Source organism: Cognatilysobacter segetis (assembly GCF_004359965.1).
In the GTDB taxonomy this organism is placed as follows: domain Bacteria; phylum Pseudomonadota; class Gammaproteobacteria; order Xanthomonadales; family Xanthomonadaceae; genus Cognatilysobacter; species Cognatilysobacter segetis.
The window spans coordinates 49493-74729 of the sequence record NZ_SMRQ01000004.1; the positions used below are offsets into that span (position 1 = coordinate 49493).

Annotated in this window: 22 protein-coding genes and 1 pseudogene; 10 read left to right on the top strand and 13 right to left on the bottom strand. The window is 70.8% G+C overall.

What is annotated here, in order from left to right:
• Positions 1-52: 52 nt before the first annotated feature.
• From E4F61_RS01645 to E4F61_RS01660, 4 genes are all read left to right on the top strand, one after another.
• On the top strand, positions 53-1426 hold the full coding sequence (locus E4F61_RS01645) for an MBL fold metallo-hydrolase RNA specificity domain-containing protein (RefSeq protein ID WP_133477674.1): 1374 nt from the start codon (positions 53-55) through the stop codon (positions 1424-1426).
• Positions 1423-1776 (top strand): hypothetical protein, encoded by a 354-nt coding sequence (locus E4F61_RS01650; RefSeq protein WP_133477676.1) that lies wholly within the window; start codon positions 1423-1425, stop codon positions 1774-1776. The genes E4F61_RS01645 and E4F61_RS01650 overlap by 4 nt, the downstream gene beginning before the upstream one ends.
• A gap of 68 nt (positions 1777-1844) precedes the next feature.
• A complete protein-coding gene (ygiD, locus tag E4F61_RS01655; protein WP_133477678.1) occupies positions 1845-2708 on the top strand; it encodes a 4,5-DOPA-extradiol-dioxygenase in 864 nt (287 codons plus the stop codon).
• A 3-nt stretch (positions 2709-2711) separates the two neighbouring features.
• The gene (locus tag E4F61_RS01660; RefSeq protein WP_133477680.1) at positions 2712-3335 is read left to right on the top strand and encodes a trimeric intracellular cation channel family protein; all 624 of its coding nucleotides are present in this window, start codon (positions 2712-2714) and stop codon (positions 3333-3335) included.
• A 43-nt stretch (positions 3336-3378) separates the two neighbouring features.
• On the opposite strand, the gene E4F61_RS01665 is transcribed toward E4F61_RS01660, so the two are convergent.
• From E4F61_RS01665 to E4F61_RS01690, 6 genes and pseudogenes are all read right to left on the bottom strand, one after another.
• Positions 3379-4698 carry a sensor histidine kinase gene (locus E4F61_RS01665; protein WP_133477682.1) on the bottom strand — a complete coding sequence of 440 codons (1320 nt, stop codon included), beginning with the start codon at positions 4696-4698 and terminating at the stop codon, positions 3379-3381.
• Between the two features lie 22 nt (positions 4699-4720).
• Positions 4721-6050 (bottom strand): annotated as a pseudogene (locus tag E4F61_RS15060) (sigma-54-dependent transcriptional regulator).
• A 76-nt stretch (positions 6051-6126) separates the two neighbouring features.
• Positions 6127-7350: an ABC transporter permease gene (locus E4F61_RS01675; RefSeq protein WP_133477684.1), complete on the bottom strand. Its 1224-nt coding sequence runs from the start codon at positions 7348-7350 to the stop codon at positions 6127-6129.
• A gap of 12 nt (positions 7351-7362) precedes the next feature.
• Positions 7363-8673 (bottom strand): ABC transporter permease, encoded by a 1311-nt coding sequence (locus E4F61_RS01680; RefSeq protein ID WP_133477686.1) that lies wholly within the window; start codon positions 8671-8673, stop codon positions 7363-7365.
• 10 nt (positions 8674-8683) lie between these two features.
• Positions 8684-9403 (bottom strand): ABC transporter ATP-binding protein, encoded by a 720-nt coding sequence (locus E4F61_RS01685; RefSeq protein WP_133477688.1) that lies wholly within the window; start codon positions 9401-9403, stop codon positions 8684-8686.
• Positions 9404-9439: 36 nt separating this feature from the next.
• Entirely contained in the window at positions 9440-10714 is a 1275-nt protein-coding gene (locus tag E4F61_RS01690) for an efflux RND transporter periplasmic adaptor subunit (RefSeq protein WP_133477690.1), read from the bottom strand.
• A 176-nt stretch (positions 10715-10890) separates the two neighbouring features.
• Here E4F61_RS01690 and glmS point away from each other — a divergent pair, with 176 nt between their 5' ends.
• The 4 genes from glmS to E4F61_RS01710 all read left to right on the top strand — a co-directional run bounded on the left by glmS (position 10891) and on the right by E4F61_RS01710 (position 14119).
• A complete protein-coding gene (gene glmS / locus E4F61_RS01695) occupies positions 10891-12720 on the top strand; it encodes a glutamine--fructose-6-phosphate transaminase (isomerizing) (protein ID WP_133477692.1) in 1830 nt (609 codons plus the stop codon).
• A gap of 221 nt (positions 12721-12941) precedes the next feature.
• Positions 12942-13589 carry a class I SAM-dependent methyltransferase gene (locus E4F61_RS01700; protein ID WP_133477695.1) on the top strand — a complete coding sequence of 216 codons (648 nt, stop codon included), beginning with the start codon at positions 12942-12944 and terminating at the stop codon, positions 13587-13589.
• Positions 13586-13915: a YkgJ family cysteine cluster protein gene (locus E4F61_RS01705; RefSeq protein WP_133477696.1), complete on the top strand. Its 330-nt coding sequence runs from the start codon at positions 13586-13588 to the stop codon at positions 13913-13915. Before E4F61_RS01700 ends, E4F61_RS01705 begins: the two co-directional genes overlap by 4 nt.
• Before the next feature lie 9 nt (positions 13916-13924).
• Positions 13925-14119 (top strand): hypothetical protein, encoded by a 195-nt coding sequence (locus E4F61_RS01710; protein WP_133477698.1) that lies wholly within the window; start codon positions 13925-13927, stop codon positions 14117-14119.
• 33 nt (positions 14120-14152) lie between these two features.
• Here E4F61_RS01710 and E4F61_RS01715 read toward each other — a convergent pair whose 3' ends face one another.
• Entirely contained in the window at positions 14153-14584 is a 432-nt protein-coding gene (locus E4F61_RS01715) for an antitoxin Xre/MbcA/ParS toxin-binding domain-containing protein (protein WP_133477700.1), read from the bottom strand.
• A gap of 199 nt (positions 14585-14783) precedes the next feature.
• Here E4F61_RS01715 and E4F61_RS01720 point away from each other — a divergent pair, with 199 nt between their 5' ends.
• A complete protein-coding gene (locus E4F61_RS01720) occupies positions 14784-15779 on the top strand; it encodes an aldo/keto reductase (protein WP_133477702.1) in 996 nt (331 codons plus the stop codon).
• A gap of 67 nt (positions 15780-15846) precedes the next feature.
• Here the strand turns inward: E4F61_RS01720 and E4F61_RS01725 are convergent, their stop codons facing one another.
• The 3 genes from E4F61_RS01725 to imuA all read right to left on the bottom strand — a co-directional run bounded on the left by E4F61_RS01725 (position 15847) and on the right by imuA (position 21499).
• A complete protein-coding gene (locus E4F61_RS01725; protein WP_274380521.1) occupies positions 15847-19275 on the bottom strand; it encodes an error-prone DNA polymerase in 3429 nt (1142 codons plus the stop codon).
• A 19-nt stretch (positions 19276-19294) separates the two neighbouring features.
• Positions 19295-20728: a Y-family DNA polymerase gene (locus E4F61_RS01735; protein ID WP_133477704.1), complete on the bottom strand. Its 1434-nt coding sequence runs from the start codon at positions 20726-20728 to the stop codon at positions 19295-19297.
• A gap of 144 nt (positions 20729-20872) precedes the next feature.
• Entirely contained in the window at positions 20873-21499 is a 627-nt protein-coding gene (gene imuA, locus E4F61_RS01740; RefSeq protein ID WP_133477706.1) for a translesion DNA synthesis-associated protein ImuA, read from the bottom strand.
• 259 nt (positions 21500-21758) lie between these two features.
• On the opposite strand from imuA, the gene E4F61_RS01745 reads away from it, so the two are divergent.
• The gene (locus tag E4F61_RS01745) at positions 21759-22151 is read left to right on the top strand and encodes a VOC family protein (RefSeq protein WP_238382763.1); all 393 of its coding nucleotides are present in this window, start codon (positions 21759-21761) and stop codon (positions 22149-22151) included.
• 183 nt (positions 22152-22334) lie between these two features.
• Here E4F61_RS01745 and E4F61_RS01750 read toward each other — a convergent pair whose 3' ends face one another.
• From E4F61_RS01750 to atpG, 3 genes are all read right to left on the bottom strand, one after another.
• Positions 22335-22760, bottom strand: coding sequence for a F0F1 ATP synthase subunit epsilon (locus tag E4F61_RS01750; RefSeq protein ID WP_133477709.1), 426 nt, complete (start codon positions 22758-22760; stop codon positions 22335-22337).
• 66 nt (positions 22761-22826) lie between these two features.
• Complete coding sequence (gene atpD, locus E4F61_RS01755) at positions 22827-24248, bottom strand: F0F1 ATP synthase subunit beta (protein WP_133477711.1); 1422 nt, start codon at positions 24246-24248, stop codon at positions 22827-22829.
• Between the two features lie 70 nt (positions 24249-24318).
• A complete protein-coding gene (gene atpG, locus E4F61_RS01760; RefSeq protein WP_133477713.1) occupies positions 24319-25182 on the bottom strand; it encodes a F0F1 ATP synthase subunit gamma in 864 nt (287 codons plus the stop codon).
• Between the last annotated feature and the right edge of the window lie 55 nt (positions 25183-25237).

Genomic DNA, 25237 nt, shown 5'->3' on the forward strand with positions numbered 1-25237 from the left:
AACGACGCGACGGTGCGCGGCGTAGCGTCGGGTCATCGAACGGAGCCCGCCCATGCCGCCTGCCACCGCCCCGACCCTGCGCTTTCTGGGTGCCACCGGCACCGTCACCGGCTCGCGCTACCTGATCGAGAGCCATGGCACGCGCATCCTCGTCGACTGCGGGCTGTTCCAGGGCTTCAAGGTGCTGCGCGAGCGCAACTGGAAGGCGTTCCCGGTGCCGGCCGACACCATCGCCGCCGTCGTGCTGACGCATGCGCACCTCGACCATTCGGGCTACCTGCCGCGGCTGCTGCGCGAGGGCTTCCGCGGCAAGGTCTTCTGCACGCGCGCCACGCGCGACCTCTGCGGCCTGCTGCTGCCCGACAGCGGACGGCTGCTGGAGGAAGAGGCGCGCTTCGCGGCAATGAAGGGCTATTCCCGCCACACACGCCCCGAACCGCTGTACACGGAGGACGAGGCACGCGCCGCGCTGCGCCACCTGCATCCGGTCGACAACGACGAGGCGACCGCGTTGCCCGGCGGCAGCACGGTGCGCTTCCGTCGCGCCGGCCACATCCTCGGCGCCGCGCAGCTGGACATCGAGATCGACGGTCGCCGCGTGCACGTCACCGGCGACCTCGGCCGACCGGTGGACGCGCTGATGTGGCCGCCCGCACCGCCCACGCCCTGCGACATGCTGGTCTGCGAGTCGACCTACGGCGACCGTACGCACCCCAAGCTGGATCCGCAGGCCGAGCTCGGCGAAGTCGTGCGGCGCGTGGCCGGTCGCGGCGGCGTCATCGTGGTGCCGGCGTTCGCAGTGGGACGCGCGCAGGAGCTGCTTCTGCATCTGGCGCGGCTGCGCCAGCGCGGCGAAATCCCGGCGCTGCCGGTCTACCTCAACAGCCCGATGGCGGCGAGCGCGACGGCGCTCTACGAGGCGCATGTCGGCGAGCACCGCCTGTCGAAGGCCGAATGCCACGACGCCTTCGATGCGGTCACGGTGGTGTCGAGCGCCGAGGACTCCAAGGCGCTCAACCGGCGCCGCGGCCCGATGATCATCATTTCCGCCAGCGGCATGCTCACCGGCGGCCGCGTGCTGCACCACGTCGAGGCCTTCGGGCCGGACCGTCGCAACGCGATCGTGCTGTCGGGCTACCAGGCCGGTGGCACGCGCGGCGCCGCGCTGCGCGACGGCCGGCGCAGCCTGCGCATGTTCGGCCGCGACGTGCTGATCGAGGCGGAGGTCGTGCAGCTGGAAGGGTTCTCCGCGCATGCCGATGCGGACGAGATCCTCGGCTGGCTGAAGGCGCTGCCGACGCCGCCGCAGACGCTCTACGTCACGCACGGTGAACCCGCCGCGGCGGATACCTTGCGTGCGCGCATCCGCCACGAGCTCGGCTGGAACGCGCGCGTGCCCGACCACGAGGAGGAGGTCGCGCTATGAACGCCGTCCTGTCCGGCCACCACCACCCGCTGCCGCTGCCGGGCGCGCAGCACCACGCGCCGCACGTCGGCCATCCGTTCCTCGTCGACGCGGGCAAGGCCGCGCTGGTGAACCTCGTGTTCGTGGCGCTGCTGGAGACGTTCGGCGGCGGCGGGCTGCAGCGTTCGGTGCATCCGCAGTACTGGGGCACGCTGGCCGCGGCCGCCTGCATCGTCGCCGCCTGCACCATGCATTGGCAGGCCGAGCGGCTGCGGCACGACTACGTGCTCGTCGGCATGACCTTCATCGTGCAGGTCGTGCTCGCGCTCGCGTGGAACCTCGGCGTCCTGTGGGTGCTGCTGCACCGTTGAGCCGGCGTGTGAAGCCGCGCGCCGCCGCAGCGGTAGAGTCGGCGCACGCATCGTCGCAGGAGTCCGCCATGTCATCGACCCGCGAAGCCGCAGCCGCCTTCCTCGGCCATGGCAGCCCGATGAACACGCTCGAGCGCAACCGCTATACCGACTGCTGGCGCGCGGTCGGTGCGTCGCTGCCGAAGCCGCGCGCGATCCTCATGGTGTCCGCTCACTGGTACGTCAACGCGACCGCCGTCACCGCGATGGCGAAGCCGCGCACGATCCACGACTTCTACGGCTTCCCGCAGGCGCTGTTCGACGTGCGCTATCCCGCGCCGGGCCTGCCGGAACTCGCGGAGGAAGTGGCCGAGGCCGCGCGGCCCGACACGATCGGCGCCGACCACGACAGCTGGGGCCTCGACCATGGCACGTGGTCGGTGCTGGTGCATGCGTATCCCGACGCGGACGTGCCGGTCGTGCAGCTCTCGATCAACGCGCTCAAGCCGGCCGAATACCACGTCGAGCTCGGCGCGCGCCTCGCGGCGCTGCGCCACCGCGGCGTGATGCTGATGGGCAGCGGCAACGTCGTGCACAACCTGCGCGCGATGACGCGCGATCGGCCCGACGCCGGCTTCGACTGGGCGCGCCGCTTCGACGAGCACGCGCGCGAGGTCATGACCACACGCCCGGGCGACGCCGCGGAACTGGTGCGCCATCCCGACTTCCGACAGGCCGCGCCCACGCCGGAACACTTCCTGCCGCTGCTCTACATCGCCGGGTTCGCCGCGGCGACGGGCGTGAACCCGACGGCGCTGATCGACGGCTACACGTTCGGCTCGCTGTCGATGACGAGCTACGGCGTCGGCGTGCCCTGCCCGCCGTCGTCCGACGGCCTGCCGGGCGCCGCGCCGCTGGGCAGCGCACTGCCGGCCGAAGACAGCAACGTCTGACGGATGACGCCGTCCACGTTCGTCGCCGCGATCGACTTCGTCGGCACGTTCGCGTTCGCGGTGAGTGGCGCGACCGCGGGCGTGCGCCGCGGGCTCGACCTGTTCGGCGTGCTGGTGCTCGCCTTCGCCGCGGGCACCGCCGGCGGCATCGCGCGCGACGCGCTGCTCGGGGCCACGCCGCCGGTGGCACTGGTGGACGCACGCTACCTCGGCGTCTGCACGCTGGCGGGGCTTGTCACGTTCTTCCGCCACGACGTTGTCGAGCGCCTGCGCAATCCGCTGCAGCTGTCGGACGCGGTGGGCCTCGGGCTGTTCGCGGTGATCGGCGCGCGCAAGGCGCTGGACCATGGCGTCGGGCCCGTGGGCGCGGTGCTGCTGGGCGTGCTCACCGGCGTCGGCGGCGGCGTGGTGCGCGACGTGCTGGTGACGCAGGTCCCCGGGATCCTGCAGCGCGAGCTGTACGCCGTCGCGGCGCTGCTCGGCGCGTCGCTGGTGGTCGCGGGCGATCTGCTGCATCTGCCGCCCCAGCCGGTGGCCGTCGCCGGCGCGGTCGCGTGCTTCGCCCTGCGCTTTCTCGCCATGCGTCGCGGCTGGCAGTTGCCGGTGGCGAAGGCGCGGCGCGGGTGAGCGCGGTCGGCGCCGCGTATCGCCGCCATGTTCCGTCGGCGCATCAGGCCGGCAACGTGATCGACACGCAGAGCCCGCCGCCTTCGCGATTGGCGAGCGAGATGCGCCCGCCGTGCGCTTCGGCGATCTCGCGCACCAGCGCCAGGCCGAGCCCCGTGCCGTTGCGCTTGGTCGAGTAGAACGGCAGCAGCGCGTTGGCGAGCACGGCCTCGTTCATGCCCTGCCCGCGGTCCAGCACGTCGATGCGCCAGGCGTCGGGCAGGCGGCGCAGCACCAGCTCCACGTCCTCGTGCGTCGAGCCCGATTCGTGCGCGTTCTTGAGCAGGTTGAGCAGCGCCTGTTCCATCTGCGCGATGTCCACGCGCGCCACGCCCTCGACGTCGACCTCGCCCTTGAACGCCACCTGCGAATGCAGCTGCGCCAGGAAGCGCGACCACTCCACGGCTTCGATGCGCGGCGCCGGCAGCTTCGCGAACCGCGCGTAGTCGCGGATGAAGCCTTCCAGGTGGCGTGCGCGCTCCTCGATGGTCGCCAGCGCGACGGGCAGCCGGTCGTACTGGCCGCGGCGCAGAAGCTCCGCGCCCGAATGCGCGAGCGAGGCGATCGGCGCGAGCGAATTGTTCAGCTCGTGCGAGATGACGCGGATCACCTTCTTCCAGGTCTGCACTTCCTGGCGGCGCAGCTCGGCGGTGAGCTGGCGCAGCAGCACCAGTTCGTGGCGGCGCCCGTTGAGCCGGAACTGGCGGCGCGAGAGGTGGTAGATGTCCTCGTCGTCGCCCTCGCCGACCGTGAACATCGCATCGCCGCCGCGGCCGAACGCGTCGCGCATCGCCTCGGGCGCGGCATCGAGCAGTTCGGCGAAGGCGCGGCCTTCGAGGCGCCGGCCCTCGCCCAGCATGCGGCGGGCCGCGAGGTTGGCATGCACGACATGGCCGGATGGCCCGACCAGCACCATCGCCACCGGCGTGTTCTGCACCATCGTGTCGAGCAGCAGCTCGCGCTGCACGAGTGCGGTGCGCTGTTCGCGCAGCACGTCGCCGAGCGCGTTGTGGCTGTCGACCAGCTCGCCCAGCTCCCCGCCGCCGTCCCAAGTCAGGCCGAAGCTGAAGTCGCCGTCGCGGTAGCTCGCGACCGTGCCCGCGAGCGCGCGGAACAGCGAATGCATCGGCGCGAGCAGGCGACGCACGTGGTACGCGAGCAACGGCAGGTCGAGCAGCACGCCGGCGACCCCCGCCGGCACCGCACGCAGACCGCCCAGCCCATGCAGGGCCAGTGCGATCGCCGCCGCGAGCAGCGCGTGCGCGGCCGCCACCGCGATGAACTGCGCGGTCAGCGGCACCCGGCGACGCCAGCCCGCAGCCATGTCTATGCGCGCCGCCGGCACGTCATGGGCGCGCGATCCCGAGCCGGTCCATGCGCCGGTACAGCGCCTGCCGGCTCAGGCCGAGATCCGCCGCCGCCTGCGCGACCACGCCCGCGTGCCGCGACAGCGCCGATTCGATCGCGCTGCGGTCCGGCTCGTCGGTCGACGGCGCGGCGGCCGGCAGCGGCAGACCGAGGTCGCCCGCGCCGATCACGTCACCGCGCGAGAGCAGCGACGCGCGCTGCACGACGTTGCGCAGCTCGCGCACGTTGCCCGGCCACGCATGCGCGAGCAGCGCGCGTTCGGCGTCGGTGCCCAGGCGCTTGCCGCGCGGCAGGAAATGCCGCGCGAGCGGCAGGATGTCGTCGGGCCGCTCGGCGAGCGCCGGCACGCGCACCTCGACGGCGTTGAGCCGGTAGAACAGGTCCTGACGGAACTGGCCGGCGGCGATCATCGCGTGCAGGTCGGCATTGGTCGCACTGACCACCCGCACCTTGACCGTGCGTTCGCGGTTGCCGCCGAGCCGCTCGAAACGGCCGGTCTCCAGCACGCGCAGCAGCTTCACCTGCCCCGCGGGCGACAGCGTGCCGATCTCGTCGAGGAACAGCGTGCCGCCGTCGGCCGCCTCGAACTTGCCTTCGCGCGCGCGTGGCACCGGTGTAGGCGCCGGCCTCGGCGCCGAACAGTTCCGCCTCGATCAGCTCGCCCGGCAGCGCGCCGCAGTTGAGCGCCACGAACGGCCCGTCCTTCACCGGCGAATTGGCGTGCACGATCTCGGCGAACTTCTCCTTGCCCGCACCGTTCGGTCCGGTGATCAGCACCGGCAGGTCCGAGCGCGCGACCTGGCAGGCCAGCGACAGCGCCGCCTCGGTGGCCGCGTCCGCGAACACCACGTCGCGGAGGTCGAACTCGCGGGCCAATGCCTCGCGACGGCGCCTCTCCGACTGCAGGCGGCGACCGATCTCCTGCCGCGCCTGCGACAGCTCCAGCAGGTTGTTCACCGACGCCAGCAGCTTGCGATCGTCCCAGGGCTTGCCGAGGTAGTCGGCGGCGCCGGCGCGGACGAGGTCGACCGCGGCCTCCAGGTGCGTCCATGCGGTGAGCAGGATCACCGGCAGGTCCGGATGCCGCGCGCGGATCTCGGCGAACAGCGCGCGGCCCTCCTCGCCCGAGGTCGTGTCGGCATGGAAGTTCATGTCCTGCACGACGAGGTCGACGGGTTCGCGGTCGAGGATCGCGAGCCCCTGCGCCGGCGACGTCGCCGCCACGGTCTCGATGTCGTGCAGGGAGAACAGCACGTCGAGCGCGGTGGCGACGGCCGGGTTGTCGTCGATGACGAGCACGCGTGCCATCAGCGCATCGCTTCGCGGAATGCCGCGCCATGGGCGGCGCGGCGGTGACGACTGGACATGGTGTTCCCCGCGGACATCAGGCGCTGCGCGTGGCGATCGCCGGCGGCACCGACGAGGCGCGCGAGGCCGGCCCGTATACCGCCAGTATGCCCAAGCCCCAGAGCGTGAGCATGCCGTAGCCGAGGTAGGCCAACGGCAGGCGCGGCAGCTCCAGCGTGCTCACCAGCACCTGGTTGAGCGCGAGGGCGAGCGCGATGCCGATCACCACGCCGATGGTGGTGATCATCGCGTTCTCGACGAGGAAGTAGCGCAGGATGTCGAAGCGGGTGGCGCCCAGCGCGCGGCGCACGCCGATCTGCTTGCGACGCTGCGTCACCCACAGGCTGGCGAGGCCGACGATGCCGCTGCCGGTGACGAGCAGCAGGCCGACGGTGACCGCGATCAGCATGCCGGCGATGGACTTCTCGCCCTGGTAGCGGCGGGCGCGGATCTCGTCGGCGCTCCGGTTGGCGACCAGCACGCGGTCGTTGCGCAGCTTGGTGAGCGCATCCTCGGCGGCCCGCATCACCCGCGCGCGCTGCCCCGGCTGCGTCCGCACCACGTAGGTGCCGACCCCCACCATGTGCCGCACGGGCAGCACGAAGCTGTTCCAGGCATCGTCATTGCTCTGCGCGAACGGCGAGATCAGGCGATCGATCACGCCCACCACGCGCATCGGCGCGGCATCGGTCCCAGCGCCCAGGCTGACCTCGCGGCCGACGTAGGTCGTCGCGTCCGGCCACAGCTTCTTGGCCATCTGCTGCGTCAGGATCACGCTGTCCGCGCGGAGCTGGCCCTTTTCCGGATCCACCGTGCGCACGTCGTCGGCGGTGAAGTCGCGCCCTTCGACGATCCTGACGCCGAGCGACTTCGTCAGCGAATCCGGGGTGAAGTACGTCGCGCCCCCGATACCGGAATTGGGATCCTGCGGCGTCGTGGTGAGGCCGAGGTTCCAGCCGTTCTGCGTCATCGGGAACTGGTTGATCCACGCGGCGTCGAGCACGCCCGGGATCGCGCGCAGCACGTCGACGTCGCGCTTCTGCATCGCCTCCTTGTCGGGGATGTCGCCGATCGGGCCGAGCGTCATGAAGAACGTGTTCGCCTCGTCGACGCCGCTGGGGCGGTTCGCGCGGTCGATGCGGTCGTCCACGATGTAGAGCGCGTTGGCGATGATGGCGAGCGTGAGTGCGATCTGCGCGGCGATCAGCACGGCGCCGGTCTTGCTGCGCAGCAGCGCGGACAGGATGGGACGGATTTCCATGGCGTTCTCCACTTACTGCGACTTGAGCTGGACGGCCGGACGCACCTGGCAGGCGCGCCAGGTCGGCAGCAGGCCGGCGAGGAGGCTGGCGAGCAGCGACAGCACGATCGCGGTGGCGAACATGGTCGCGTCCACGTGCGCGATCGCCTTGACGCGCTCGTTCTGGCTGGCCATCAGCGCGAGCACGCCGAAGGTGAGCGCGAGACCGAGCGCACCGCCGACCGCGCCGATGACGCCGGATTCGGTGAGGTACTGCTTGAAGATCTCCGCCCGCGGCGCACCCAGCGCGCGGCGCACGCCGATCTCGCCGCTGCGCGCGGTGAACTTGGCGAGCAGAAGTCCGATCACGTTGACCAGACACACGAGCAGGAAGCCGAACGCGAGCCACGTCTGCAGGCGGCTGTCGTCGCCCACCACTTCCTGGTACTCCAGCCAGCCCATCACGTCGTAGAGTCGATTGTTGAGCGGGCGCTCGAAGCGGCCGAGCTTCTTCTGCTCGTTCACGTAGTCGTCGAGGTACTGCGCGAACGCCGCACGGTCGCCGGGCTTCGCGAGCTCGACCCAGAACTGGAACCAGACGCACTCGGAGTTCATCAGCCCCTTGTAGCCGGGCTCGATCTCGCCGTTCACGTTGCAGTTGATGCTGCCCTGCGGGTCCATCTCCTGCGCGATCGCGGTGTTGAACGGCAGGAAGATGTCCTCGAACTCGAAGCTGTTGCCGCCGACGAGGCGGTAGAACTTGGGCAGCGGCTCCCAGCGGTCGATCACGCCGGCGATGCGGAACTCGCGGTTGTCCAGGCGCACGCTGCGACCGACGGCGTTGGCGGTACCGAACAGCCGGTCGGCCAGCTTCTTCGAAACGACGGCGACGTTCCCGCCGCGCGCGTCGTCGCTGGCCGACCACGCGCCACCCTGCACGAACGGCACGTCGAACATCGAGAAGAAGTCGTTGTTGACGGCCACGCCCTGGATCGGTGCGGGCCGGTCGCCGGGCTTGCCCGACGTGACCGCGCCGGCGATACCCAGAAGCGTCGTCGAATGCGGTGCCTTGCCCGATGCCCGCAGCGCCATCGCGTCGCGGTACGTGAGCTGGTCCGGCGGATCCTTGCTGGGGTTCGGCTGCTGCAGCGGTGCGTTGTCGAGCAGCGGCACGAACAGGCGGTCGGACTTCTGCGGAATCGGGTCACCGCTCATGGCATGCAGCAGCGTGAGCGAGGACATGCTCGCCGCGACACCGACGGCGAGCGTCAGCACCATCAGCGCGGTGAGCACGGGATTGCGCCGCAGGTTGCGGACGCCGAGCTTGAGGTAGTAGGCGAGCATGGCGGCGGCCTCAGGCGGACGTGGACGCGACCGGGTGGGTGACCGCGTTCAGCGCGGTCGCGGCGCTGATGTCGGTGACCACGCCGTCCATGATGTGGATGTTGCGCTGCGCGCGCGCGGCGAGCTCCGGGTCGTGGGTGACCATCACGATGGTCGTGCCCTGCGCGTTGATCTCCTCCAGCAGCTCCATCACCCCGCGCGCCATCTGCGAATCGAGGTTGCCGGTGGGCTCGTCGGCGAGCAGCAGGCGCGGGCTGCCGGCGAGCGCGCGGGCGATCGCGACGCGCTGCTGCTGGCCGCCGGAGAGTTCCGCCGGGAAATGCTTCATGCGCGAGGACAGCCCGACCTGCGACAGCGCCTCCTCGATGCGGCGCTTGCGGTCGGCCGCGCCGAGGCCGCGGTAGCGCAGCGGCACGTCGACGTTGTCGAACAGGTTGAGGTCGGGGATCAGGTTGAAGCCCTGGAAGATGAAGCCGATCTTCTCGTTGCGCAGCTTCGAGCGCTGGTTGTCGTTGAGCCCGCGCGTGTCCACGCCGTCGAGCAGGTACTCGCCGCCGGTGAAGTCCTCCAGCAGGCCCGCGATGTTGAGGAACGTGGTCTTGCCCGAGCCGGACGGCCCGGTGACGGCCACGAACTCGCCCTCTCGGACGTGGATGTCGAGGCCGCGCAACGCGTGGGTCTCGATCATGTGGGTGCGGTAGACCTTGCTGAGTCGGGTCATGCGGAGCATGTCGGTGTCCTTGGCGGCGGGATATGTGGAAAGGAACTACTGGGAGAGGGTGACTTTCTCGGCGTCGCCGAAAAGGTCGCTGCCGGCGACGACGATGCGGTCGCCCGGCTTGGCGCCGTCGAGGAGCTCGACGGACGAAATGCTGGTCGCGCCGACACGCACGGGGCGCTTCACCGCGCTGCTGCCGTCGACGAAATAGGCGTAGCGGCCGCCGCCCTGGTCGACGAACGAACCCCGCTCCACCATCAGCACGTTGGGGCGTTCCTCGATCAGCACGCGCGCGGTGACGCGCTGGTTCTGGCGCAGGCCCGGCGGCTGCCGGCCCTCGGCGAAGCGCACGCGCGCGAGCACCTGGCGGTTCACCACTTCCGGCGAGATCGACGAGATCGTCGCGTTGGCCGTGGCCGCGCCCACCTGCACCTGCGCGGTCATGCCCAGGCCGAGGTCCTCGGCGTACGTTTCGGGCACCTCGAGCTCGACCTCGAGCTTCGACAGGTCCACCACCGTGAGCAGCGCGGCGTTGGCGGGGACCACCGCGCGGTCGGCGACCAGCGTGGTGCCGATCACGCCGTCGATCGGCGCGCGCACGTTCAGCTCGTCGACGCGGCGCTCCATCTCCGCCACGACCAGGCGCTGCCGCTGCGCGTCCTCGGCGCTGGTCTGCACGCTGAAGCCGGCGCTGGTGCCGGTGAGCTGCGCGGCCTTGACCGCGTTGCGCCACCGGATCTGCGCGGTCTTGAGCGCGTCCTGCGCGCGCAGGTAGTCGATCTCGGCCAGCGCGCCGCCCCTGAAGCCGCGCTCGATGCGCTGCAGGTCGCGCTCGGCCGACTGCAGCGCGATCTGCGCCTCGTCGGCTTCCTTGCGCGCGTCGAGCCGCGAGCGCGAGGCGGCGATCCGCGCGGTGCCGGTCTGCGATTCGAGCTGCTGCAGCGTGGAACGCTCGCGCGCGAGTTCGCTTTCCAGCTCCGGCGACACGAGGCGCGCCAGCACGTCGCCCTTCTTCACCCGGTCGCCGGCGTGCTTCTCGAACACGACGGTCGATGCGACCGGCGCGTACAGCGTCGGGCTGACGGCGGCGACGACGCGGCCGTTGACCGAGGCGTCGCGTACCAGCGTGCCGCGCGTGACCTCGGCGATGCGCAGGCGCTGGGCGTCGACCGAGCGCGAGCCGGTGAAGCGGGCGGCCACGCCGAAGGCGAGCACCAGTGCCACCGCGGCGGCGCCGCCGACGATCAGCAGTCGGCGCCGGCCGCGGCCGGGCTCGGCGGTGGAAACCTGGACGTCCTGGGCGGAGGTGTCGCGGATGGCCATGGGGGTCTGCGGTGACGGTCTGTTGCAGCAGCCGTAAGCACGCATCGTGCCAATCGCAGGTGATTGATTCCAAAGGGCTGAACCGCGGCCGACGGCGTCCGCGGACAGCGTCCGGCGTCCGCTGTCCGCCCCCCCGGACCGCTACACTGTGCGCCTCGTTCGAGGAGCAGTCCCCCATGTGCGGCATCGTCGGCGCGATCGCGGATCGCGATGTGGTTCCAGTCCTGATCGACGGCCTGAAGCGGCTCGAATACCGCGGCTACGACTCCGCCGGCATCGCCGTGGTCGACGGCGACGACGTCCGCCGCGTGCGCCGCACCGGGCGCGTGGCCGAGATGGAGGCCGCCGCCGCGCAGGAGGGCTTCAATGCCACGCTCGGCATCGGCCACACGCGCTGGGCCACGCACGGCGGCGTCACCGAGACCAATGCGCATCCGCACGTCAGCCACGGCGTCGCGCTGGTGCACAACGGCATCATCGAGAACCACGAGCAGCAGCGCGAGAAGCTGCGCGCGATGGGCTACGAGTTCGAGTCGCAGACCGATACCGAGGTCATCGCCCACCTGATCCACTCGTTCCTCGCGCAGGGCGCGGACCTGCTCTCGGCCGTGCAGCAGGCCGTGCGCGAACTGCACGGCGCCTACGCGCTGGCGGTGGTCAGCCGCAAGGAGCCGGGCCGCATGATCGCCGCGCGCATGGGCTGCCCCCTGCTGGTCGGCCTGGGCGACGGCGAGAACTTCGTCGCCAGCGACGTCAGCGCGATCGTGCAGGCCACGCGCCGCGTGATCTTCCTCGAGGAAGGCGATACCGCCGACGTCACGCGCGCGTCCGTGGCCGTCTACGACGGCAACGGCGAGGCCGTGCAGCGCGACGTGCACATCTCCGACGTGTCGCTGGCCTCGCTCGAGCTCGGCCCGTACCGGCACTTCATGCAGAAGGAGATCCACGAGCAGCCGCGCGCGGTGGGCGACACCATCGAGGCGGTGATGGACAACGGCGCGTTCAGCGCCTCGCTGTTCGGCGAGGGCGCGGCCGACGTGCTGCGCGACGTCGAAGGCGTGCAGATCCTCGCCTGCGGCACCAGTTACTACGCGGGCCTGACGGCGCGTTACTGGATCGAGTCGATCGCGAAGATCCCCTGCTCGGTCGAGATCGCCAGCGAGTACCGTTACCGGGACGCGGTGGCGAACCCGAAGAACCTCGTCGTGACCATTTCGCAGTCGGGCGAGACGCTCGACACGATGGAGGCGCTCAAGTACGCCAAGAGCCTCGGCCACGCGAAGACGCTGTCCATCTGCAACGTGCCGGAGAGCGCGATCCCGCGCGCCAGCCGCCTCGTCTACTACACGCGTGCCGGCGCCGAGATCGGCGTGGCATCGACGAAGGCGTTCACCACGCAGCTGGTCGCGCTGTTCACGCTGACCTGCACGATCGCCAAGCTGCGTGGCGTGCTGGATGACGCGACCGAGGCGTCGTACCTCGACGCGCTGCGCCAGCTGCCCGGCAGCGTGCAGCACGCGCTGAACCTCGAGCCGCAGATCGTCGCCTGGAGCGAACGCTTCGCGCCGAAGCAGCACGCGCTGTTCCTCGGCCGCGGCGTGCACTACCCGATCGCGCTGGAAGGCGCGCTCAAGCTCAAGGAGATCTCGTACATCCACGCCGAGGCCTATCCGGCCGGCGAGCTCAAGCACGGGCCGCTGGCGCTGGTGGACGAGGCGATGCCGGTCGTCGTCATCGCGCCGAACGACGCGCTGCTCGAGAAGGTGAAGTCGAACATCCAGGAAGTGCGTGCGCGCGGCGGCGAGATGTTCGTGTTCGCCGATGCCGACAGCCAGTTCGGCGAGTCCGAGCAGGTGCATGTGATCCGCACGCCGCGCCATGTCGGCGTGCTCTCGCCGATCGTGCATGCGATCCCGGTGCAGCTGCTGGCGTACCACGCGGCGCTCGCGCGCGGCACGGACGTCGACAAGCCGCGCAACCTCGCCAAGTCGGTGACGGTCGAATAACGGCCGCTTCCGAGCGCAGGTGGAACGGCGGCGCGATGCCGTCGCGCCGCATCTGTAACTGAACGAATCGCCGCCCTGCCGGTGCCTCGCCGGCACCGGCAGTCCGATGCGCGTAGGATGGGCACCTTGCCGCACCTCGTGCGTTGCGCCCGGCTCCGGCCGCCCGTGTCGCTCCCTCCACGCGTTACCGCATTCGCGGACGCCCCTTCGGGAGCAGCGGCATGCCCGGTTTCTCTACCCGTCAGCTCGATCTGGATGTCTGTGGCGATGCCTATCGCCTGCAGGTGCTGAGCGATCGCCAGCAGTTCGCCGATCCCGATGGCCATGCCGAGCGCGCAGGCGTGTCGTCCGCGCAATGGCCGCTCTTCGGCCAGCTATGGCCCGCCGGCCTGCGGCTGGCCGAGGTGATGCACGACTTCGACATCGAGGGCAAGCGGATCCTCGAGCTCGGCTGCGGCATCGGGCTCGCGAGCCTGGTGCTCAAGCGACGCGGCGCCGATGTCGTCGCATCCGACATGCATCCGCTCGCCGAATCCTTCCTCGCCTACAACGCCGCGCTCAACGGCCTGCCGATGCTGCATTTCCGCCGCGTCGACTGGGCCAGCCGCGTGCCGGCGCTCGGCCTGTTCGACGTGGTGATCGCGAGCGACGTCATCTACGAACAGGCCCAGGTGGCCATGCTCGCCGATGCCATCGCGACCTATGCGGGCGACACCGCCGAGGTGGTCGTCACCGACCCGGGGCGCGGCCATGCCGCGCGACTGACCACGGCGCTCGCGCTGCACGGTTTCGAGCGCGCCGCACCCGCGGCACGCGCGGCCGGCGCGCCGCATGCGCTGCAGTTCCGGCGCCTGGCGGTGGCCGCATGAACGCGGTCGCCGTTCCGGTCGCACCGGAAGAAATCCACGATTGCGCGCATTGCGACGCCGTCTGCTGCCGGCTCACCGTCGTGCTGTTGCCCGGCGACGACATTCCCGAGCGCTTCACCGACGTGACCGAGAACGGCCTGCCGGTGATGGCGCGCGACGAGGACGGCTGGTGCGTCGCGATCGACAGCAGCCGCATGTGCTGCTCGATCTACGAGACGCGGCCGCAGATCTGCCGCCGGTTCACGATGGGCGGCCCGTACTGCCAGGCCGTGCGCGAGGACTACCGCCGTTTCTATCCCCGCGAAATTCCCCTGACACTCGCCTGAGGAGGCCCCATGAGCAAGTCCACGATGCGTTTTCCCTCGGGCGGCTCGCCCGGCCGTCGTCCGGAATCGTCGCGCGAACTGACCAGCGAGCGCATCGCGCACGACATGGACGCGTTCGCCGCGGCTGGTGGCAAGGTCGAAGTGCTCGGCACGACGGTCACACTCAAGCGTCTGGCCGACCCGGCGGCGCCGGCGAAGGGCTGAGCCGCAATCCGGGGCCGTCCACGGCCCCGGCGATCACATCGCCGCGCTGCTGGTCGCGAGCGCGCCGCGGAAGCCGGGGTCCAGCGAATCGCGCACGTCGCGTTCGACGAGCGCCAGCACGGTTTCCACGCCGTCCGGCGTGCCCAGGAGATCGCGCGGGCTGGCGCCCAGTTCCGCATGCGGGGTGTTGAGGAAGCGCTGCACGCGCTCGGCCGCCCCGAACACGTCGCCGAGCGCGCGATGCAGGCGCACCAGCCGCAACGCACGCTGGCCTTCCGGCGAGTCGGGGTCGAGCGTCGCTTGGTTGCCGAGCAGCTGGTCGATGAGCTCCGCGTCCGTCGACAGGATGAACTGCAACAGCTGCCCGTCCAGCTCGAGCGTGCGACTGGCGCGCAACGTGCCGTAGGTCAGAGCGTGCGACGACGTGAAGCCGTCGAGCACGTGCAGTTCGGTGCGGTTCCCCATGGCGGAAGGCTGATCAGCGCCGGATGAGGATCGCGTAAAGGAGGCGCCTGCGCGCAGCGCGTCGTCATCGTTCGTTCATGCTCGTGGAAGCTCAGGCACGCCGGCCGCACGCGGGCGCCGGACGCGGTGCTCGCCGCGCGCTCCTGACGCGGTCCGACACGGCGTCGGCTAGCGTAGGCGTCCCGCCTGGAGGACCGCCATGACCCCGACCTTTCCGCGCCGCACGCTCGGCCCGGGCCTGACCGTCTCCGCCCTCGGCCTCGGCTGCATGGGCATGTCCGACTTCTACGGCCCGAGCGAGGAAGCCACCAACCTCGCGGTGCTGAACCACGCGCTCGACCGCGGCATCGATTTCCTCGACACCGCCGACATGTACGGCGTCGGCGAAAACGAGCGCCTGCTGTCGAAGGTGCTGAAGACGCGGCGCGACGAGATCGTGCTGGCGACGAAGTTCGGCAACGTGCGCGCACCGGACGGCGCGCACCTGGGCATCGACGGCCGGCCCGAATACGTGATGGCGGCCTGCGACGCGAGCCTGTCGCGGCTAGGCGTCGAGACGATCGATCTCTACTACCAGCACCGCGTCGACCCGACCGTCCCGATCGAGGACACCGTCGGCGCGATGAAGCGCCTGGTCGAGGCCGGCAAGGTGCGGCACATCGGCCTGTCGGAAGCCTCGGCGGCGACGATCCGCCGCGCGCATGCGGTGCATCCGGTCACCGCGGTGCAGAGCGAGTACTCGTTGTGGTCGCGCGACGTCGAGGACGAAGTGCTGCCGGCCTGCCGCGAGCTGGGCATCGGCTTCGTCGCCTACAGCCCGCTCGGCCGCGGCTTCCTCACCGGCGCGCTGCCGCCCGCGCAGGAACTGGCCGCGAGCGACGTGCGCCGCAACCATCCGCGCTTCCGCGAGGAGAACGCCGCCCGCAACCAGGCACTGGTCGACGCGGTGAAGGAGCTCGCGCAGGCGCGCGGCTGCACGCCGGCGCAGCTCGCGCTCGCCTGGCTGCTCGCGCAGGGCGAGGACATCGTGCCGATCCCGGGCACGCGCAGGATCGAGCGACTCGACGAGAACGCGCAGGCCGCGTTCATCACGCTGGATGCCAACGAGATCGCGCGCATCGACGCGGTGCTGGATGCCCATCCGGTGGCCGGCACGCGCTATCCGGCCGAAGGCATGGCGCGCGTCAACGTGTGATGGTGCGGCGGGGCCGCGCCTGCATGGCACGGCGGCGAGGCCGGCGTGTCCGCGGGCCGGGCACGCGTCAATGGAAATCGCGCGAGCTCGTGGCCAGCGGCCCGAGCAGCGCGTCGAGGTTCTCGAGCCGTTTCGCGATGACGTGCTGCACGCCGTCCTGCGATTCGACGTGGCCGTGGATCACCAGCAGCCGCGTCTCCAGCAGCACGCGGCGGTACTGCTCGGCGACCTGCCGCCAGACCACGGCGTTCACCAGCCCGTCCTCGTCTTCCAGCGTCAGGAACGTCACGCCGCTCGCGGTCTGCGGACGCTGCCGCAGCGTGACCAGCCCCGCGAACATGACGCGCCGCCCGTTCGGCAATGCCTTGAGGTCGCGCGAGCGCACGCAGCGGCGCTTGGACAGCGCGCTGCGAAGCAAGGCGAGCGGATGCCGGCCGAGCGTGAGGCCGAGCGTGTCGTAGTCGGTGCGTACGTCGTCCTCCACGCTCGGCAGCGGCAGCGCGACCGGCGCCTCGGGCGTCGCCGCCTCGAACAGCGGACGCTGCGCCTCCACGCCGGCGACGGCCCAGCGCGCCTTGTGGCGATGGCCGAGCAGGCTCTTGAGCGCACCCGCGTCGGCGAGCAGGCCGCGTTCGCGGCGGTCGAGCGAGGCGCGCAGGCAGAGGTCGGTGGCATCGGTGAAGGCCGCCTGCCCGCGCGCGGCCTCGATGCGCCGCGCGCACGGTTCGGACAACCCGTCGACCATGCGCAGGCCGAGCCGCAGCGCGGGCTGCGTCGACAGGTCGGCCGGATCGCCGCGGAATTCCAGCGAGCAGTCCCAGTCGCTGTAGCGGATGTCGACCGGGCGCATCTCGATGCCGTGGCGGCGCGCGTCCTGCACGATCTGGCTCGGCGAGTAGAAGCCCATCGGCTGCGAATTGAGCAGCGCGGCGGCGAACGCGGCGGGCTCGTGGCACTTGAGCCAGCAGCTCATGTAGGTAATCAGCGCGAAGCTCGCCGCATGCGATTCGGGGAAGCCGTAGCTGCCGAAGCCCTTGATCTGCTCGAACACGCGCTCGGCGAAGTCGGCGGCGTAGCCGTTCTTCAGCATGCCCTCGACGATGCGCTGGCGGTGGTGCTCCATGCCGCCGTGGCGCTTCCACGCGGCCATCGAGCGGCGCAGCTGGTCGGCCTCGCCGGGCGTGTAGCCGGCGGCGACGATCGCGAGCTGCATCACCTGCTCCTGGAACAGCGGCACGCCGAGCGTGCGCTCGAACACCGCGCGCAGCGCTTCGGACGGATACGTCACCGCCTCTTCCGAATTCCGACGCCGCAGGTAGGGATGCACCATGTCGCCCTGGATCGGGCCGGGCCGCACGATCGCGACCTGGATCACCAGGTCGTAGAAGGTTTTGGGCTTCAGTCGCGGCAGCATCGCCATCTGCGCGCGCGACTCGATCTGGAACACGCCGAGCGTGTCCGCAGGCTGGATCATCGCGTAGGTCTTCGGGCATTCGGGCGGGATGTCGGCCACCGTCATGTCGCGACGCCCGCTCTTCCGCAGCAGCTCCACGGTCTTGCGCACGCAGGTGAGCATGCCGAGCGCGAGGCAGTCGACCTTCAGCAGGCCCATCTCGTCGAGGTCGTCCTTGTCCCACTGGATGATCGTGCGGCCATCCATCGCCGCGTTCTCCACCGGCACCAGCGTCGACAGTGGACGCTCGGAGATCACGAAGCCGCCGGGATGCTGCGACAGGTGGCGCGGCATGCCCATCAGCTGCTGGGTGAGCACGATCAGGCGCTGCATCACCGGCGAATCGGGATCGAAGCCGCGCTCGCGCAGGTACTCGGGCATCGGCGCGGACGCGCTCCAGCGGTCCATCGTGCGCGCGAGCTCGTCGATCTGGTCGGACGGCAGCCCGAGCGCCTTGGCCACGTCGCGCACCGCGCTGCGGCCGCGATACTGGATGGCGACCGCGGTGAGCGCGGCGCGGTCGCGGCCGTACCGGTCGAAGATGTACTGCAGCACGTCCTCGCGCCGCTCGTGCTCGAAGTCGACGTCGATGTCCGGCGGCTCGTTGCGCTCGCGCGAGACGAAGCGCTCGAACAGCATCTGGATCTGCCCGGGCCGCAACTCGGTGATGCCGAGCACGTAGCAGACCGCGGAATTCGCCGCCGAACCGCGCCCCTGGCAGAGAATGTCGCGCGAGCGCGCGAAGCGGACGATGTCGTGCACGGTGAGGAAGTACGACTCGTACTTCAGGTCGCCGATGATCGCGAGCTCCTTCTCGATCAGCTCGCGCGTGGCGCGGGCGTTGGCGGGCGTGTCGTAGGGATTGGCCGGGCGCGCGGTTTCGCCGTGGAGCGGCGGGGCGTCCGGCGCGCATCGAACCGGCCCGCGATCCACGGAGGCGTCGATGCGATAGGCCGGTGGCACCTCGCGCACGACCGTCGACGCAGGTATCGATGCACGCATCTGCGGATTCCGCGCCGGCGCGGTGCGCAGCGCGTCGTCGTCGTTGGCCGCCCGATGCGCATCGAGGCGGGCGACTCCCGGCAAGGGGACGTAAGCGTCCGGCAATGCGGGGCGCCCGGCAGGCGCGGCATCGTCGACAGCATCCGTGATCGGCACTGCGCATGACGGCGCGGACGCCTGCGCCGCGCTGCACGGAAACCGCCAGCGGAAGCCGTCCTCCACCAGCGCGCGCAGGCGCGTCGCCGGCGTGTCGCCGTCGGGCACGAGCTCGCGTGGATAGCGGTAGTCGAGCGCGTCGAGGCTGAAACGGCAGCGATCGGCGATGCGCACCGATTCCTCCATCAGCGCCGCCGGGTACAGCGAGGCCAGCGCCTGCCGCGTGCGCAGGTGCCGTTCACCGTTGGGAAACAGCGCGTAGCCGGCGTCGGCGAGCGGCGTGCGCAGGCGGATCGCGGTCATGGTGTCCTGCAGGGCGCGGCGGCGGCGCACGTGCATGTGCACGTCGCCGGCGGCGACGGCGGGCATGCCGAGCCGGCTCGCGGTCACCAGCAACTGCTGCAGGCGCGCGGCATCGTCGGGCCCACGATGCAGCTCGACCGCGAGCCAGGCGCGCTGCGGGAAGCGCGCCTGCAGCCAGCGCGCCTGCGCCTCGTCGGGCTGCGCACCCGGCAGCCACAGCGCGAGCAGGCCGTCGAGCGGGCGGTCGAAATCCTCCGCAAGCGCGCGGTACGTGCCCTTCTTCGCGCGGCGACGCGCGCGGGTGACCAGGTCGCACAGCGCCTCGTAGCCCGGCGCGCTTTCCACCAGCAGCACGCAGCGCGGGCCGTCCTCCAGCCGGAACTCGCTGCCGACGATCAGCGGCACGTCCGATTCCTTCGCCGCCTGGTACGCACGCACGATGCCGGCCAGCGAGCATTCGTCGGTGATCGCGAGCGCGCGATAGCCCTGCTGCCGCGCGCGCGCGAACAGCTCCTTCGCGGTCGACGCGCCGCGCTGGAAGCTGAAGCACGACAGGCAGTGCAGCTCGGCATAGGCGGGCATGCGGTTCATGGCGCGCCCCTCATCCGAACCATCCGTGCACCATCAGCCGGTCGGGCATCGGCGAGGCCGGCACGTCGTCGTCGACCGCGCAGAACGCCCAGACGCGCTGCCCGCGCGCGGTCTCGACGAGGTAGTAGTCGCGCCGCACGTCGTCGGCATCCCACCAGCCGCTCTCGATGCGCTCGGGGCCGGCGAGGATGCGCACGCAGCGGTCCTGCAGCGGCACCGGCCGCGGCAGCAGCCAGCCGGGGCGCGGCACGTTCGGCACGTGGGACGGCACCGCGTGGGCGACGGGCCCGGCGATCGCGTGCTCGGGGCGATGGTCGCCGCGCCAGCCGAGCCCGCCGACCGCGTCGTCGCCGAGGCGCGCACGCAGGCGCTCGCGCAGCTGCGGCCAGGCGACGGCCTGCTGCGGGCGCGTCTCGAACAGGTCGCGCGCGGCCGGCACGAACGGCGGCAGCGACTGCGCGACCAGCCGCATTGCGCGCGCCGGCGCCGGCATGCGCGCGGTCTCCACGCGGCCGCGCGCGAGCTCGAACAGCAGCGCGGCATCGCGCTCGGGGGTGAGCAGGCCGACGACGATCTCCGTCGCCGCGCAACGCTCGTGCTCGAGCACCAGCGAGAAGCGCTGCACGCCGCCGTCGCGGCAGCACAGGAAGGCGGCGAGGTCGGCGGTGAGCCGGCGCAGCGGGAACAGCAGCGCGGTGCTGGACTCGACGTCGTACTCGAATTCGATGCGCGCCTCGAACCCGTCCGGCGGCCGGTAGGCCTGCAGCGGCGCGGGATCGTGGCCGCAGAGCCGGTCGAGGTGCGCGACCAGCGACGGCGGGAAGCGTCGCACCAGGCTCTCGCGCGGCAGGCCGATCACCTGCCGCAGCGTGCGCAGGCCCATGCGCACGAAAGCGTCGACGATGTCGCGCGGCAGGCCGGCACGCTCGATCGGCAGTTGCCCGAGTGCGACGTGCAATGCATGCGTGTCGATCGCCAGCCCGTCGTGCACGTTGGCCAGCACGCGTGCGGCATGCGGGTTCGGCGCGGCGGTGATGCGATGGCGGAAGCCGAGCGCCTGCAGGTCGTCGCGCAGACGCCGCTCCAGCTGCGGCCATTCGCCGAACAGGCGCCGGCTCTGCGCGACTTCCAGCACCACCGCATGCGGCAGGTCCAGGCTCACCTGCGAGCTGTAGCGGTACGCCCAGGCGGCAAGGAATTCGCGCAGGCGCTCAATGTCGCGCGGATCGAACGGCGCGGTGCGGTACGGCACGCCGAGCGCCTGCGCGGCGGCCATCGTCATGCCCGGGCGCAGGCCGGCCTCGCGCGCGGCGGCGTTCACCGCGAACAGCGTGCGTCGCTGCACCGGCCCGTGCACCAGCGCGAGCGGCGAGACCGGGTCGTCGAGACGCCGGAGCAGGCCGTCCAGCGCGAGCTGCGGCAGGAAGATGCAGGCCCAGCGCATGGCTCAGGCCTTCGTGCGTGTCTTGAAGCGATGCGCGCGCGAGGTGCGGATGGCGCGCGCCACCCTCCCCCGATGCAGGCCGGGCGGGCGGATTCCGCTGCAAGACGCGATCGCGGGACGTCGAGCGTCACGAATGCCCATCGCTCAGCCCGCCTCCGCCGGAAACGGCACCGGCCGGGCCGGCGGATTGGCGCCGCGGCACTTGAGCACCCGCAACTGCCGCGGCGGGCCGGGCTCGATGGCGATGCGCAGCGGCGCCGGCGACGGATTGCCCAACGCGCGCGACGGCCGGATCGCGAAACCGGAGCAACTGCCCGCCTCGGCCGCCACCTGCAGCCGCCGCAGCGCGCGGTCGTTGGCGAGCTGCGGCCAGCACAGCACCGCGCCGCAGGCACCCGAGCGCATGCACTGCTCGGCGGCCCACAAGGCTTCCTTCGGATCGCCGCGGATGATGTGCAGCCGTTCGAGCTTGACGCCCGCCGCATGCCAGGCCGGCGCATACGGCAGGTAGGGCGGCTCCACCAGCACCACCTGCGCACCGTCGACGCTGACTCTGGCCAGCAGCGGCCACAGCAGCTCGAGCTCGCCCACGCCGTCGCAGGGCACCAGCACCTCGTTGAGGCCGGCGGCGATCCAGCCCTGCCCGGGCAAGGCCGCATCCAGCGCCGCGAAGCCGGTCGCGACGCCGTCGCGCGCGGGCGACAGCGGCGCGCGGCCGCGCCAGATGGGGCGGTCGCGCATCAGGGCGTCGAGCGCATGCACCTCGCCCATCAGGCCGTCTCCGGTCGATCGGGCGGAACAGGGGCAGGCGCTGAAGAGTTCATGCTGTTAGTAATATTACTAACGCACCTCCACCCAGCGTGATGCCGCCGGTCGTCTCACCACCGCTGGGGATGCACGTCGCGCAGCGGTCGGAGACAGACTGCGACCGCGCCTTCGCGCCGGCTGAGACCGCGTCACAACGCGCCGATCCGCGCACCGGCCGCCCCGTCGGCGCACGATGTCCGGCGTCACCGACCGGAGTTCCGCCGTGCGTCCCTTCGACGTGCAACGCATCGACCATGTCGTCCTGCGCGTCGCCTTCTACCGCGACGTGCTCGGCTGCACCGTCGCCCGCGAGCGCCCCGACCTCGGCCTCGTGCACCTGCGCACGGGCGCGTCGATGATCGACCTGGTCGACGTGGCAGGTCGGCTCGGCACGCGCGGCGGCGGCGCCGCGGGCGAAACCGCACGCAATGTCGACCACATCGCGCTGCGCATCGAGCCCTTCGACGACGCCGCGATCCGCGCGCATCTCGCGGCGCACGGCGTCGACGTCCCCCAAGCGACATCGAACAACTTCGGCGCCGAAGGCGACGGGCCGTCGCTCTATCTGCGCGATCCCGACGGCAATACGATCGAACTCAAGGGCCCGGCGACCTAGATCGTCCCGCTGCGCCGCACACCGCCGGTGGGATGGCGGCATCGCGCACGCGCCCATGGATGCGCCGATCGATCGCATCGATGCATCGACGACCCTGCCTCGCGCCGTTGCCCGAGGCCGCTCCACGAAAACGAAAACGCCGGCACGAGGCCGGCGTTTCGCGGAGGTGCTTGCGATCGAGCCTCAGTGCTTGAGGTTCTTGCGCAGTCGCTCGAGCGCGGAGAGCTGCGCCAGCGACATCGCCAGCTGCGCCTGCGCTTCCTCCAGGCTCATCTTCGGATCCTTGTGCGACAGCACGCGCTCGGCCTCTTCCTTCGCCGCGCGCACCGCCGCCTCGTCGATGTCCTCGGCGCGGATCGCGGTGTCGGCGAGCACCGTCACCACGCTGGGCTGCACCTCGAGGATGCCGCCGGAGATCGCGAAGTCCAGGTGCTGGCCGCCCGGCAGGGTCACCACGACCTTGCCCGGCTTCAGGCGCGTGATCAGCGGCGCGTGCTTCGGCGCGATGCCGAGCTCGCCGAGTTCGCCGGTCGCGACGACCAGCTCGGCGTCGCCGCTGTAGATCTCCTGCTCGGCGCTGACGATGTCGCAACGGATGGTGGATGCCATGTCTTTCTCGCTTGATTCGAAGGGCGTCGGCGCCGGCTCACACCGGCGCCGTGCAGATCAGGCCGATCAGCCGATCTTCTTGGCCTTCTCGAAGGCTTCCTCGATGCCGCCGACCATGTAGAACGCCTGCTCCGGCAGGTGGTCGCACTCGCCGTCGACGATCATCTTGAAGCCGCGGATCGTGTCCTTCAGCGAGACGTACTTGCCCGGCGAGCCGGTGAAGACTTCCGCCACGTGGAACGGCTGCGAGAAGAAGCGCTCGATCTTGCGGGCGCGCGACACGGCCTGCTTGTCCTCTTCGCTCAGCTCGTCCATACCGAGGATCGCGATGATGTCCTTGAGCTCCTTGTACTTCTGGAGCGTGGACTGCACCTTGCGTGCGACGTCGTAGTGCTCGGTGCCGATGACGTTCGGGTCGAGCTGGCGCGAGGTCGAGTCGAGCGGGTCGACCGCCGGGTAGATACCCAGCGACGCGATGTTTCGCGACAGCACGACGGTGGCGTCGAGGTGGGCGAACGTGGTCGCCGGCGACGGGTCGGTCAGGTCGTCCGCGGGGACGTACACGGCCTGGATCGAGGTGATCGAACCGGTCTTGGTCGAGGTGATGCGCTCCTGCAGCACGCCCATTTCCTCGGCCAGCGTCGGCTGGTAACCCACGGCCGACGGCATGCGGCCCAGCAGCGCCGACACTTCGGTACCGGCCAGCGTGTAGCGGTAGATGTTGTCGACGAACAGCAGCACGTCACGACCCTTGCCGGTGGCCGGGTCCTTGTCGTCGCGGAAGTACTCGGCCATCGTCAGGCCGGTGAGCGCGACGCGCAGGCGGTTGCCCGGCGGCTCGTTCATCTGGCCGTAGACCATCGCGACCTTGTCGAGGACGTTGGAGTCCTTCATCTCGTGGTAGAAGTCGTTGCCCTCGCGGGTACGCTCGCCCACGCCGGCGAACACGGACAGGCCCGAGTGCGCCTTCGCGATGTTGTTGATGAGCTCCATCATGTTGACGGTCTTGCCGACGCCGGCGCCGCCGAACAGGCCGACCTTGCCGCCCTTCGCGAACGGGCACATCAGGTCGATGACCTTGATGCCGGTTTCCAGCAGGTCCGAACCCGAGGACTGGTCCTCGTAAGACGGGGCCGCGCGGTGGATCTCCCACGTATCCGACGCCTGCACCGGGCCGGCCTCGTCGATCGGGCGACCCAGCACGTCCATGATGCGGCCCAGCGTGCCGGCACCGACCGGCACCGCGATCGCGCGGCCGGTGTTCACCGCGACGAGGTTGCGCTTCAGGCCGTCGGTCGAGCCCAGCGCGATGGTGCGCACCACGCCGTCGCCGAGCTGCTGCTGCACCTCAAGCGTGATCTCGGTGTTCTCGACCTTCAGTGCGTCGTACACGCGCGGCACCGCATCGCGCGGGAACTCGACGTCGACGACCGCGCCGATGATCTGGACGATGGTGCCCGTGGTGCTGGGAGTGACCTGAGCGTTCATGGGTTGTTTCCTTGGTAAACCGATTCGTTGGAATGCGAGCGCGGGCGACGCGCTCAGCCCGTGGCGTCGATCAGACCGCCGCGGCGCCGCCGACGATCTCCGAGATTTCCTGGGTGATCGCGGCCTGGCGGGCCTTGTTGTAGATGAGGTTGAGCGTGCCGATCAGCTTGGTCGCGTTGTCCGAGGCGGCCTTCATCGCCACCATGCGCGCCGCGTGTTCCGACGCGATGTTCTCGAGCACGGCCTGGTAGACCAGCGACTCGATGTAGCGCGTGAGCACGTGCTCCAGCACCGTCTGCGCGTCCGGCTCGTAGATGTAGTCCCAGTCGTGCTGGGCGACGCGCGTGGACGCCGGCGGCAGCGGCAGCAGCTGGTCGAACGTCGCCTGCTGCGTCATGGTGTTGACGAAGTGGTTGTAGGCGAGGAACACGCGATCGACCTGGCCGGCCTCGAACGCGTCGAGCACGACCTTGATCACGCCGATCAGCTGCTCGAGCTTCGGCATGTCGCCGAGGTGCGTCGTGCTGCCGATCAGGTTGACCTTGAGGCGGCGGAAGAACACCGACGCCTTCTGGCCGATCGTGACCACGTCGACTTCGACGCCCTGCGCCTGCCAGTTGCGGAACTCCGTCACCAGCTTGCGGAACATGTTGTTGTTCAGGCCGCCGGCGAGGCCGCGATCGCTCGAGACGATCACATAGGCCACGCGCTTCACGTCCTTGCGCTCGACCATGTACGGATGGCGGTAGTCGCCACTGGCCTGCGCGACGTGCCCGATCACCTGCTTCATCACCCGCGCGTAGGGGCGCGAGGTCTTCATGCGGTCCTGCGCCTTGCGGATCTTCGAGGCGGAGACCATCTCAAGCGCGCGCGTCACCTTGCGGGTGTTCTGCACGCTCTTGATCTTCGATTTGATTTCGCGTCCGCCTGCCATCTCTCGCTCGCTTGTCGTCTGCTAACCGGATCGGGCGCGATTCACCGCGCCCGGA